Annotated in this window: 5 protein-coding genes; 4 read left to right on the top strand and 1 reads right to left on the bottom strand. The window is 37.3% G+C overall.

Going from position 1 to position 13,629, the window contains the following annotated elements; all coding sequences use genetic code 11:
* Positions 1-187: 187 nt before the first annotated feature.
* Genes ACLLO5_RS26640 through holA form a run of 3 tightly spaced genes read left to right on the top strand, consistent with a single transcriptional unit; the run spans position 188 to position 4,955 of the window.
* Positions 188-2,359: a hypothetical protein gene (locus tag ACLLO5_RS26640; RefSeq protein ID WP_413176302.1), complete on the top strand. Its 2,172-nt coding sequence runs from the start codon at positions 188-190 to the stop codon at positions 2,357-2,359.
* Positions 2,360-2,415: 56 nt separating this feature from the next.
* A complete protein-coding gene (gene dnaX, locus ACLLO5_RS26635) occupies positions 2,416-3,963 on the top strand; it encodes a DNA polymerase III subunit gamma/tau (protein ID WP_413176301.1) in 1,548 nt (515 codons plus the stop codon).
* Positions 3,960-4,955 carry a DNA polymerase III subunit delta gene (gene holA, locus ACLLO5_RS26630; protein WP_413176300.1) on the top strand — a complete coding sequence of 332 codons (996 nt, stop codon included), beginning with the start codon at positions 3,960-3,962 and terminating at the stop codon, positions 4,953-4,955. The genes dnaX and holA overlap by 4 nt, the downstream gene beginning before the upstream one ends.
* A 104-nt stretch (positions 4,956-5,059) precedes the next feature.
* Here holA and ACLLO5_RS26625 read toward each other — a convergent pair whose 3' ends face one another.
* A complete protein-coding gene (locus ACLLO5_RS26625) occupies positions 5,060-10,444 on the bottom strand; it encodes an ATP-binding protein (protein ID WP_413176299.1) in 5,385 nt (1,794 codons plus the stop codon).
* Between the two features lie 213 nt (positions 10,445-10,657).
* Here ACLLO5_RS26625 and ACLLO5_RS26620 point away from each other — a divergent pair, with 213 nt between their 5' ends.
* Positions 10,658-13,387, top strand: a complete 2,730-nt coding sequence (locus tag ACLLO5_RS26620; protein ID WP_413176298.1) for a DEAD/DEAH box helicase — start codon at positions 10,658-10,660, stop codon at positions 13,385-13,387.
* The last annotated feature ends 242 nt before the right edge of the window (positions 13,388-13,629 follow it).

The following is a 13,629-nucleotide window of genomic DNA, read 5'->3' as shown; positions in this document are numbered from 1 at the left end:
ACCTTGTACTTAGCTCTAGCTGCACTTCTGTTATTCCTGTAACTCCTTCCTTTTTCTATTGTAAATAACAAGACGGTTAAAACATAAATTCATCAACAAACCTAGATAAACAAGACTTTTCTCTTTTTTAGTTATTACTTGTTTTCAGCCAATTAAATATTATCAACTTCACATCTTGGAGAAAAATATGGGTATTCTCATCGCTAACATTGGTACATCAGATTTGGCAATTAAAATCAACGTTGATGCTCAAGAACTTTATGTACCCATTGACCCGCTTCCATCTGAACCCAATCAAAAGACTGATGAGTTAACACCAGAAGAATTAGCCATTTGGAAAACTCCTCAACAATATTTCCAATCAACTGGACTATATGCAGAATTAGGATTTGAAGCAGATAAAACTCCCACAACTAGAGAACTGACAGAGAAGTTATTAGAGAAATATCAAGAAAATTTTACCTATTGGCATTCACGCATTCATGCACCCCGGATTTGGGGAGTTATTAAACAAGCCTTAGCTTTAAGCATTAATAAAGGGTATATATTCGTTACTAACCAAAAATCAGAAAACATGATTAAAGGACATGAAAAAGATACTGTGTTCATGTATGAGATTCTAAAACTCTGGTTTGAAAAACAGCAGCCTAATTTTCAATTAATAGATAAACCAATCCCTCTAAAATATCGAGTATATATTCCAGATGATTTATTTCAATACTACTATAACTTTTTTAGTGAACTAAATTTTGAAAAAGAAAAACAGCAACAACAACAACGTTATCCTCAATTAAATGAGATAATATCTAGTAAAATAGTTGACTTTGATGCTCAAAACACAGGCTTATTTGTAGAAGTTAATGGAGGGGTACGCGGATTCCTCAATATTAATAATATCTCAGAACTGGCAATTAATCCACAGAATTTAAGAACCATTTTTAAAGTTGGAGATGTAATTTGGGTTAAAATTATTAACCGTGAAATTGAAAGATTGAGATTTTCAAGCAAAGAATTAGAAGAAACACCAGGAGAAATTACTCAAAATCATCAAGCTGTATATAACCGCATTAGTCAAGAAATTAACACTAATACCCAAGCTATAACTCAATCACAAGCAGATGAGGAAATGCTTTTGATCAGTGCTAAAGGGGGAACACCCCAGATGAAAACTGCGTTGCAACTGCAAGGTATTTCGGTATCTGCTGTGAAAAAGCTGTTGTTTGTCAACCCACAACTTTCCATTCGTGGTGTATTTCAAGGCATTCCTTCCGACTGTGAGCTAGAATCTTACTGGCGTTATATGCGGACTCAAAAATACCAAACGATTAAAATTCTGGTAGAACGCTGGGATTATGATGGTGCGGTACAAATTTTAAAGAACTGGCAAGATTATCTGAATTTTTTGATTCAACAAGGAATAATTGGTAAAGAAGATGTAGAAAAAAGTAATGATGTAAGTAAATTGGTACTGCAAGTTTTAGATTTTTCTCGTGCTTGCTTTAATCTGGATTTTCAAACTGCTAAACAACTGGCACAACCAAAAATTGATACAGTTACAACTTACCTAGAATTTAGTACAGATATTTTTCCTAAACTCCAAGAAGCAGCAGATAAATATGGAGTTTATCAACATCGTTTGTTGAGTATCTACACCCAAAATCGCATTTATTGGCAATTGGATCAAGTTGCTAGTTTCTTGGCACATCTTGCATCTTTTGGTGAAGAAGTATTACATGGGTTGATTTTGAAGTGGGAAGCTCAGGCAAGTTATTGGGTATCTAAATCAGGGAGAAATTTTCCAAGAAATTTATCTAGATCTGAATACGAGGCAGAAATTAAAAGTAGCTTTACGATTAAAATCGAAGAAATTAAGCTAAGTAAACCATCAATGTTGGATAAGGTTGTTTCTTTACAAAGGGAATTTGACCCTAAATTTGGTAGAGGGGAGAGAGTATCATTGACTAACAGATTTACTAAACGTTATTTTGTGCAAGCTTTGATTGAGTACCGAAATAATCCCCAGGAAATAGAAGATTGCCAGCGTATTCTCTCTGGGTTACAGCAGTTAGATTTTTGGATTGACCAAAGAAACAAATTAATTCACACTGCTACAGGTTATTCTAAATCATTGATGGTAGATTTATTTACGGAATATAAACTTGGCAAAAATTCAAATATATCTGCACCTTGTCACCCTGATGAAATTTTAGGCATTATGGAGGCAATTCTAAAGAATAAACTCGTTGATTTGAAAACCATTTACAGGAATATGTTCGTTGGTCATGAGGCAGAATATTATATATATACTCTAGTTAATAATTGGGTAGTAAATACGTTGGTAAGTGATGGCATGAAGTAGGGTTAAATCTACCCCTTAACAGGGGCAATGGCGACGAATTAAGATGAATAAATCCTATGTCTACAGTCGCCCTACATCAAAAATATCGTCCCCAAACTTTAGCAGAATTGGTGGGACAACCTTACATCAAAACTGCTCTAACTAATGCTGTCAAACACTCACAAATTGCTCCAGCTTATTTGTTCACAGGTTCTAGAGGTACAGGTAAAACTTCGACTGCACGCATATTTGCTAAATCTCTCAATTGTCTAAATAGCAAAAAACCAACTGATAAACCTTGTGGAATTTGTCAATCTTGCCGTGCAATTGAAAGTAGCAATAGTTTAGATGTAAGTGAAATTGATGCTGCTTCTAATAATGGTGTAGATGATGCTCGTGCTTTAATTGAACGCTGTACTTTAGCACCAGTGGCAGGACGTTATCGAATTTTTATTCTTGATGAATGTCATTGTTTAACCGGTAATGCTTTCAATGCTTTACTCAAATGTATTGAAGAACCACCACCTCATGTGGTTTTCATTCTCTGCACCACAGAACAGCACAAGGTTTTACCTACTATTGTCAGTCGTTGTCAGGTGTTTAATTTCCGCACTTTATCCATTAAAACTATTGTGCAGCACCTCCGTATTATCGCAGATGCGGAATCTATTTCTGTTGATGATGAGGGATTAAGTGCGATCGCTCGACTGAGTGATGGTGGTTTACGAGATGCCCTGCAATTACTCGGTCAAGCTGGTCTTTTGCATACAGATATCACCGCCCATCATATCATGGAAATTGCTGGCGGTGTCACAGAAGCCGAGTTAATCGCTATTTTACAGGCTATCTCTACCAACAACACTTTTAACTTGCTGCAAGTCGCTAGAGTTTTGGTAGACTCTGGGAAAACGCCCAAATTGATTATCTCAAATTTACTGCAAACATACCGAGATTTGTTAATTATCAAGTCTGCACCGAAGGAACAAACTTTATTAACTGGTTGTGTCAGTTATACCCAACTCAAAGCTTTTGCTAAACACTGGAATTTTGAGAGTCTGAATTTGTCTTTAGCGGAGTTACAAAAAGCTGAAAATTACCTGCGGTATACGGTAAATGCGGGCGTGTGGTTGGAGGTTTGTTTACTCAATTTGCTGCCTGGTTTATTGTCTGTGGAAACAACGAAAACCAATGTTAAACCAGGGCATGATAACAGATTGTTACCAACATTTGGTACGTACACCGTCAGTAAGGTGAATGATAAATCTGGAGATGGGGGTGATGAGAGTTTGTTACCAGCAGTTGTAACCAATACTACTAATACTGCTGATTTAGTTAATACCGATAATACTGCTAATACCGCTAATACTGCTAACCTAGCGCAAATTTGGCAGCAGGTGATGGATAAGGCTAAACCTAATCATCAAAAGCTGTTAGCTCATGGTCATTTGGTGAAATTGCAAGGGTCTAAGGCAATTTTAGAGGTGACACCAGCTTATCAGAAAAAGTTTGAGAATGGTAAGGAGGCGATCGCTAAAATGCTGCAACGAGCTACCCAAAGTCCAAAACCCCTCACTGTGTTGATTAAGACCAGCAATCACAGTCATAACGGGAGGGTGAAAGCATGATTGTCTTGCTCACTGGTGATGACCAACACGCGATTCAGTCACAGCTAAACCAGTACAAAGCAGAGATTGATTCTCAATGGCTGACTTTATGTTATCACCGATTTTCAGATGGTCAGCTTGATAAGGCTTTGAGTGTGGCTCGTACTCGTTCCCTGACTGATGGTAAAAAACTGGTAATTGTGGAAAATTGCCACCTCAAGCAGTGGGGCGATACGGAGTTGGAAACTTTGCAACAGTTGGTGCAAGTGCCTGATTCAACAATTTTGGTGTTTGTGGCTAATAATGTAGATAAGCGGCTGAAGGTCTACAAACATCTGGTCAAGTATGGGAAGTTGTTGGAGTTTTCGTTGATACCACCTTGGCGGTATGATTTGATTGAAGAGGCGATAGTTTCGCTGGCTGCAAGACTCTACACGAACACCACAGATAATGCTGTTACAGCTAAGAAAATTAAACTGCTGTTGTCAGAGGAGGCGGTAACATATTTAGCACAAGCTATTGGTAATGATATGACCCGTGCTGCTTCTGAGTTACGCAAACTGTCTATCTATGCTCAGGGGAGAAAATTGGAGCTTGCAGAGATACAGGAGTTAGTGCCATGTGAAACTCAGAATAGCCTACAATTGGCTGCGGCTATGCGTGAAGGAAAAAGCCATCAAGTTTTGCAGTTGTTGGATGATTTACTGTCTCGTTCTGAGCCTTTAATGGTGATTGTCAGCACTATTTTAACGCAGTTTAGAACTTGGTTATGGGTGAAGTCTGCGATGGTTTCTGGGGTGAAGAAGGATGGTGAATTAGCTCAAGTTTGTAATATTAGTAATCCGCGTCGGGTTTACTATTTGCGTCAGGAGGTAGCAAATACAAATATCAATGCTTTGGCTAGGGCGGTGACGATGATTTTGGATTTGGAGATGTCTATTAAGAGGGGTGCTGATGGTGGGGATTTGTTGGTGGTGATTCTTGGTGTTTGTAGGTTGTTTCAGGTAGTTTAATTAGGAGGAAGTTGAGGGATAATTTTGGATTTTGGATTGAATGTTTGATGTCTGTCTAAAATCCAATTTCATTGTAATAATATTGGTATATATTCTTGAGTTGTTTAATTAGGATGGTGTATTAAAAAATCAGCTATTTCATCTGATAGTCTTCTTGCACCTACAGCGTCAATTTCTTGTAATTGCCCAAGCGATGTTCTTAAACCATCACGTCTTGATTGTTTATTTATAATCCAATTTTTATCTGAATCCCAAAGTTCAGCAATAACTTGAACTAAAAGCTCACTTTCATCATTTCTGCTATTTGGTAAAAGTTCCTGATGTTGAATTAGAGCTTTGAACAGTATACGCCGGAATTGTTTGTATTTTTCTATTTTACCAACTTGATATAATTGTCTTCTCAGCCACCAATCAGAAAGTAATACATCTTGAAACCTCTCGAAGAAGTCTGTAAGCATTGTGTCTAAATTAGTTGTGTTTTCGTTATTCTCTTGAAACTCCTCTGATAACAGTTTAATTAACTCTTCCCAAACATCACTTGCTTTACCAATAATTCGTAAATCTGACTCTTGTTTATTTTTCAGTTCAAAAAGATATTGTCCGATAGCAAAAGCTGTATATTTCTTTAATGATTCATTTATTAAAGCTGGAGAAATATTTTCTTTTGCAGAATCATTGAGAATATGTAAATTATGTCGCATGAGTGTACGTACAATATGCTTTAAAATAACACAATCTACAAGATTAACCATTTTAAAAACATCTATTATTATATTAATTGAATTGGTTGTCTCTGTATAATTAGATATTATAATTACATCTAAAATTTTTGATTGAGATTCATATATTTGGCTATCTCTAGAATTATGAATATTTTTTTTATTAGTAGCTTTATGGTCAATATAAATTCTTTCTCTTGTATGAAGTAAAGCAAAAATAACTTGCTCACGTAATGAATATACTAAATTCTGAGATATTTCACTATTTGGTTGTGTTTCTAGTACAGGTATTAGTGCTGCTGCTAAGAATTTCCAATCAAAGCATTGCCGTAACCAGCCTGGGCATTCTTGAAGAGGTTGAACCAATATTTCTGGAATCCATTCAGAAATTTCAATAATAGATTTATCAGTAAGTTTCTTTTCAACAAAGTCTTTTTGTAAGATAGACCAAGCCGCATGAATTTGAGGATTTTCTTGATTGTTTATTGCTTGAGCAATATCTTCACGATGTGGAAATATATAAGTCCCATCTGGATTCAGATTTTTTCGGATTTCATCGTAATTAACAAGTGTATAACTTAACGCAATGAGTCGGGACATTCGAGGCGCAAGATTAATAAGTTCTTGTGTTAGTGGATTAGTAAGTCCATATTCTTTTATCCATGAGCGCATAAAGGTAGATGTATTACAGTTGCTTACTCCTATAAGACAACGAAAAGCACCAGTACGAAAAGAACTTTCAGATTTAATTCTCTTCAGTAATTTAGGAGCTACATGAGATATAAAAGCTTCAGCATTTAAATTGTAAGTCTGAGAACGGTTTGTTTCATCCAAAAGTATAGGGGTATTTGAAAGGCGATCAGCAAGATAATCTAAATCCACTTCTAACTCTTGATTTAGAGGAATAATTGGTGGTTCTAAAATAATTGCTATCGCTGCCCATATTACATTTAAAAATGCTGCTTCATCACAATGTTCTTTAAGAGAATTAAGCTGTTCTTCACTTGTTAAAAGTGTAACCATTTCGTTGTGTAACTCTGGAGTTTTTTGCATTTTTCCATCTAAAATGCGTCGGCTCGTTGTAACGATTTGGAGGTTACTGAGATACCATCGCGCAGATTCGGCTTCGGAGTTGGCATCTTCAGGAAAAGTGCCGTTGAAACGGAAAAACTGATTTTCGTTATTATCTCTATCTTCTTGCCAATTGCTTGTTTCAAACAATTCTCGAATTCTTAATGCGCGAATCTTGTTAATTTCTGGAATATCGGCAAGTTGGTAATTATCCCAATCTGATAGAATTTGAGCTTGTGTTCTTGAGGGAATAACTCCATTGAGCCACAAATGAAGAATTATGTTTTGAAGATTATATTTGCGATACGGGAATTGATTGAATTCGAGAAGCTCTTGATATTCTTGTTTTGATAAGCTGTTCCAGGCATCAATACTGTCAAATCCAAAATTTTGACCATGATCTATCTGCTCAAATTCTAACCATACTAGCAATTGTAGCGATGAAATAAGAGGTAATAGCGACCCATTTAAAAGGCTGATATCCCATTTCGCTAGAGATATGAGTACACCAAGCATGGCAACAGTGCTACAATGACTCAAAACGAGAGAGATAGAGTTTTCAAGTTCCTCTCTGGTAGGGCGGCTGTAAAACCAACCTTCCAAAGTCATTAAGAAGCAATTCACAATTTTAGAAGATAGTGAATAATTGCGATGCCAATAGAGTGCATACCTTCCACCTTGGAATTTTTTCTTAGTATCACCAATCATTAGTATTAATTCATAAGGATCGGTTTCACTTGAGCGCAGTAACTCGCTAACTTCAGAATTTATTTCTGACTGATCTATTCTTTGATTGAGATTAGTCAGACTCTGATATCTACTATTTGTAGCTATTTGACAAAGGGTTTCAACAACATCAACTGCTAGTTCTTCATCTATTTTCAAAAGAGAAAGAAGTGGTAAGAACTTGAATGTACAAACATCAATATCATCAGAGCCTTCTGTTCCAAGATCATCATCGAACAAATCAAAGTGATCATCTAACTCATAACTATAACTTGGTGGTGCAATGGTTAGTGCCAAAAGCAATTCAGCACCAAGTTGTGAATTGACACGAGTAACTGCATCAAGATATAGTCCACTTTTTTCTAGCATGAATTTACGGAATTGGTGATTAACTTTTCCCAAAGGTCCTTTTGGATGAGCAGGTTCAAGCACACCTATTCCAGGTCTACTGAGAAAACTAGAGGTTTCTGTTGATTCCAATCTTGTTGCTGGAGTGATTTCTCGCCCTGCCAATGTCCTTAATAGCCATGTTGAGCGATCAGGAACAAGTCTTTGTGCAAAAACTATACAGGCAAAAGCAGATGATGAAGCATCACCAAACCAGTGGCGTTTTTGTTGCTCTGTATCAGGCAGTAATATTTTTTGAGACAAATTGAGAACCAGTTCTGCAACTTCAACTCGCAGAGGGAATTGTTCTGCAAATCCCCAGTTTAACCATGCTTGTCCTGCATTAAATACAAGTTTTGGTTTTTCTACTAAAACTTCTTGATTTAAAGATAAAAGCCAACGCCAAATCGGTTGCCAAAGATGTACTTTTGGTATACCTAATATCTGTTCCTGTGCAACAAGCCTTGCTCCAGCGGACATAGACTGAGAATTTTTGGCAAAATAAGGATTAGGATATGTTGCGATCGCAAAAAGCCGATAAAAAAGACGCTCGATCAAAAATGGAAGTTGTTCACCAACACAGATGTTTAGAACAGAACTTGGTTGTCTGCTCACAATCGCTTCATCAAGCAGTACATCAACTAGCCGTAATGGAAGTTGTTCACCAACACAGATATTAAGAATAGAACTTGGTTGTGGTCGTCCGCTCAAAATTGCTCCATCAAGCAGTACATCAACTAGCTGTAAATGTTCACCTGCTAATGCTTCTTGAAATAGTTCTTGCCATATTTCAGTCTCTTCAGACTCCATAGCAAGGTACAAGGCAAACCAGCGTATTGGCTTTGACCAAAGCGGATTTTTAAGTTTTGTTACAAGTTCACTGACTTCTACATCACGACAATTACCCAAAAGATAGCGAAATCTTGCACAGTCTCCTACAAACCGATGTGTAATAGCCACCTTTTCTTCTGCAATTCGTAAACAGTCAAGACGTATAAGCTTATATAATACTTGAGAATTTATAGACAAATTATTTTTAGATAAATCAGGAGTAAATTTTTCTGCTAAAGCTAAAGATATCTTAATTAACTCATGACATTCTTCACTTATTTTATTACCATTTCCTACATAATTAACCCAATACCAATTAAGTAAGTCTAATTCATTTCTAAAGAAAGATGTGTTTATTTCTTCTTCTTGATCGCTTCTAATTAGTGAATCTAAAAACTTCATGTTCAACGCAGGTCCAAATTCATCAGCACGTTGAACAAGGTTAGCAATTTGGTCTGGTAGTACATTAGATGATTTAATTTCATCAATAGGTAACTGTGGAAGCCTAATAATATTATCACTTGCAATTTGTGTACCAATTCGAGCAGCAATTTTTTCACAAATACTGCTTTCTGCATCTAAATGAGCCACGAGAATGAAGCGCACTTCAGGTGATGTCTCGTTAGTCAATACATTTTGGATAAGGTTAAGTACAGAACTAAAATTTTGATCATTAGCATCACCTAAATCATCTATGATGATTAAGGGTTTCTCAATGGCTTGGGCGGTAATGAGTTCATCAATACGTCTTGTCTCTCTTTTAGAATCAGAATCTAAAGCATCTGTAAAATCAAAAATGTCTTTAGGATTGAGAAATAAGGCTGTGTAATTCTGAAAAATATTTTGCATACTCAGCTTACAAAGTGCTGACTTACCCGAACCAGAAGAACCAATGAGAAGGGTTATTTGCTTTGCAAGTACAGATGTTTGTAGCTGTGAAAGTGTATCTGTTCTAGGTAGAGAAAGATTTACACCGAGAGTATGCCGAACAGCACGAATTCTATAAAGTGATTGACTAAATAATCTTGCCAGTGTTGCCCGAAAAGCTTCTAAACTTTTATCATCTCTGAGTTCTCGCCAAATACGCGAACTAACGCTTTCAGGGGAAATACCAGAACCAATTTGAATAAGATAACCTAACCACCGTCCAATAGTAATTTCTGTATCTTCATCCCGTGAAAGAGTTTCTAACTCTGTCTTTAATTTTACTTTTGGGTCTGGGACTATTTCAGGTTTTATATGTTTTTTAAAATCGTTAAGTTTTTGCTGATTATCTTTAAATTTTTTAGTACCCCATCCGTCAATTATTTCAGTAGCATTCCTCTCACCTTCAAAATTTCCAGAAATTACAAACCGTATTTTTTTTAATAAACTAGGTGTACGCTCAGAGGCCAAGTTAAAAATGTCCCAAAATTCTTCAAGAGCTTTGCTAACTGCACTGTCTGAAAGAGTTCGCTTGGCTTGAGTGAGGGTAATAAACTCATTTGATTCAGTAATGTCTGAAATGACCTCAGTGAGAATATTGTGGGCTGTATTCGGATTTTGACGTTCGATATCAGAAGCTTCTTTCCATTGATTAACAATTTTGAGCAGCATTAAAAGAAACTGGTACTCAAAACCACTTAAAGCGTTTGAACCCCCATCAGAGCGGTTAGACTGACACTCTTGCCAAGCACTCCTTAGCTCATCTAATTGAGAAAGCAAGGCTAGTTTATCACTTATTACAGCGTGGCTTCTCACTTGATCATCCGTCATGCCCAACTATGCCTATAAATAATCTGCTTTATCAGTTTTAACAAAACATTGTCAAATCAGAATAGAGGTATTGGTAAAAATTTAAAATTTTATGTCAAACCGATTACTGATTTGAGCATTATCAAAGTTACAACAGCTTGCGTACATCTCTCCCAACTTAACATCTTCCCCCACTGGGGGATTTATGAGGGCAAAGTTCAAAAAAACACCACCATGAACACGCCCAACTACAGCTTATTACTACAAAGCCTGTGGACACCACCTACCACACCCATTCCCGAAAATTCCCCCTCAAATCACCATCCCCCAGAACCAACAGAAATCACCGAATTTCTAGCAGAAGAAATACTCTATCAACAAACAATTCCCGCCACCGAACCTAACCTCAAAACCATCCCCAAAGACCTACCAAAACAACTAATCAAAGCCCTACAATCATTAGGAATCACCCAACTTTACTCCCATCAAATCAAAGCCTTACAAGCAATTAGAAAAGGTAAAAGTTTCATCCTCACCTCACCTACAGCCAGTGGTAAAACCCTCAGCACATACCCCGGCATTATCGAAGGTTGCATCACTCAACAACACCGAGCCTTAGCATTTTATGGACTGCGAGCTTTAGCACTAGACCAATTCCAGAAAATCTCACAACTTCTTTCTACCATACCCCAAAAATATCGCCCAGTCTTAGCAATGATGACAGGAGATGTTAAATCAGCAGAACGAGAACAAATACTTGCCAGTGAACCCCATATATTAGGAGTCACTCCCGAATTAATTCACTTCCAACTTAAACAACTTTGGAAATCACCAAATTGGGCAAACTTTTATCAACGATTACGCTACATCTTAATTGATGAAGCACACACCCTTTCCGGTAGCTATGGCGCAAATATGGCTTGGTTAATTCGCCGCATTAAACTAGCAGTAGATAAATACGGTGGTGACTCCCAAAAACTGCAATTTATCTTCCTCAGTGCTACCTGTGGTAATCCTAAACAATTAGCTTTAAAAATCTCCGGTTTAAAACCTACAAAACTCAACCCCAAACCCTTAATTTGGATTCGTAAAAGTGGAGCAGCTGCACCACCCAGACAAATAATTATCACCCAACCAAGTTATAATTTAACTGCTGACACAGCCCGGATAATTCAATTTTTACTCAATCAAAATAAATCAGGAATCGCCTTTTGTAACTCCCGGCGCAGTGTGCGAGAAGTCACAGAACTGTTAAAATCAAACAGAGTTACCGCATTTTATAGTGGCATTACTGCCGAGCGTCGAGCCGAAGTAGTTAATCAACTTCAATCTGGTATAATCAAGTGGATAATTGCCACAGAAGCCTTAGAAGCAGGAATAGATTTACCAGAATTAGAATGTTGTGTATTGCGTGGTTGGCCTGGTTCAAAAATGGCGTATCAGCAACGCAGTGGTCGAGCCGGACGTTCTCAACCAGGACTAACAGTGCTGCTTCCCAATGCTTTCAACCCCATTGATTGTTATGTGGCAGAACATCCAGAAATGCTGGTATCTGGAGAATCTGAAGAAGTGTTTTTTAATGATGAATATCCCATCTTTGCAGCTAAACATTTGATGTGTGCAGCCGCAGAAACAGGCATTCCCACTAACAAAATTAAACACTATTTTGGTACAGCCGCTTTTGATGTTGCCAAACTGTTATTAGCCCAAGGACATTTACACAAAGGTCGTAATGGTTTATGGGCTAAAGGTTATCCCCATAAAGATGTTAATTTTCGTGGTGGTTTATCACAAACAACTATTAAATTAGTAGATGCAATTTCTGGGGAAGAATTAGAGGAAATATCTGAAGATATCGCTCATCGAGAAGTGCATCCCCAAGCTATTTATAAACGGCAAGATGCTAAGGGACAAATGCTGACTTATCAATGTATTTCTCTAGACCTTAACAGTAAACGAGCGATTTTAAAACAAATAGCAGATAGTTCAATTTTTACGGTTGCAACTACGGTATCACAAACCAGCAGTTTAACTATGTTAACTGACCCAGTAAACTTACCATTGCTGTTTTCTTCAGATGGGATGGAAGAAAAGAAACAGGAGGAACAGGAACAGGGAATAAAGGGGAAAGTTTCTCACAAGACTGATATTGTAGTCATTGAAAAATCTGTAAAGGAGGAACAGAGAATAAAGGGGAAAATTTCGCACTCTGCACCTTTGCTTGAAGTTGAAGACTGTCAGGAATACTTAACCCTAGAACTGAGTTTTGGTGAAGTTAAACACATTACCAGCGGTTACAGTTTAATGACGCAAATTTACGAGCAGACTTGTTTGAATAAACGCTGTCTCAACTATAAAGAACCGTTACCTCAACAACCGCGTTGTCCCCTATGTCGCAAACTCACCCGCAAAGCTGTAATTGTTAAAACCCTGTCAGAAGCCAAGTTTGAGCAACCTTTTCGCACCCAGTTTTCCGCCCCTATGGTGAAAGTAACAATTAACTCAAGTGCGCGAGAATATATCCAACAGTTTGCTAAAGAAACTAGAACCAGTTTAACCCGCAGTCAAGAACCGATACCTTCTGTTTATCAACAGTTGTGGGAATATTCCAGTCCCTTTATTGCTATCCACAGCTTTGGACATCAAATTATGAGAGCATTACAGCTTGTAGCTAGAGTTGACCCCAAACAGGTGAATTTTACAGTGGTGAAGGAATTAGAGGAAAATAACAATTACACTGGTTACTTCTATGATACCAGTGATGGCGGCAATGGTGCGGCTGAAGCTGTGTTTAAACATCTGCCAAAACTTGCTAATGTTGGTAGGGTAATGGCACGAGATTGTAATTGTCATACTGGCTGTGCTAAATGTTTAATTCAACATGGCTGTCCTGAAGGGAATACTGCTTTATTGAAGCAGATGGGGTTGGTGTTGTTGGATGCAGTTGCTACATCTGAAACGTAGGTTCGTGTTCAATTTGTGAATTACAATAAAACAAGCGATCGCTCTCCACGGTTTCTAAGTTGAAATGTAGCTTCTTTACTTGTTAAATTTGCGAAATACCTACCCTTAACAACCTATTTACAGGGTAGGATTAAAAAAGTTATCAGTTATAGCATTTCCTAGTCTAATGAATTAAAATATTATCTGCGTTTATCTGCGTCCATCTGCGTTTAATTATTAATGCTTGTAACTCACTCGAATAG

It is taken from the genome of Anabaena azotica SJ-1 (assembly GCF_047275885.1).
In the GTDB taxonomy this organism is placed as follows: domain Bacteria; phylum Cyanobacteriota; class Cyanobacteriia; order Cyanobacteriales; family Nostocaceae; genus Trichormus_B; species Trichormus_B azotica_A.
This window is presented reverse-complemented; position numbering and strand designations above follow the sequence as displayed.

What these genes read in the sequence shown, in the direction of transcription:
- ACLLO5_RS26640 (WP_413176302.1), top strand. Translation starts at nt 188, where the DNA reads ATGGGTATTCTCATCGCTAACATTGGTACATCAGATTTGGCAATTAAA.
- dnaX (WP_413176301.1), top strand. Translation starts at nt 2,416, where the DNA reads ATGTCTACAGTCGCCCTACATCAAAAATATCGTCCCCAAACTTTAGCA.
- holA (WP_413176300.1), top strand. Translation starts at nt 3,960, where the DNA reads ATGATTGTCTTGCTCACTGGTGATGACCAACACGCGATTCAGTCACAG.
- ACLLO5_RS26625 (WP_413176299.1), bottom strand. Translation starts at nt 10,444, where the DNA reads ATGACGGATGATCAAGTGAGAAGCCACGCTGTAATAAGTGATAAACTA.
- ACLLO5_RS26620 (WP_413176298.1), top strand. Translation starts at nt 10,658, where the DNA reads ATGAACACGCCCAACTACAGCTTATTACTACAAAGCCTGTGGACACCA.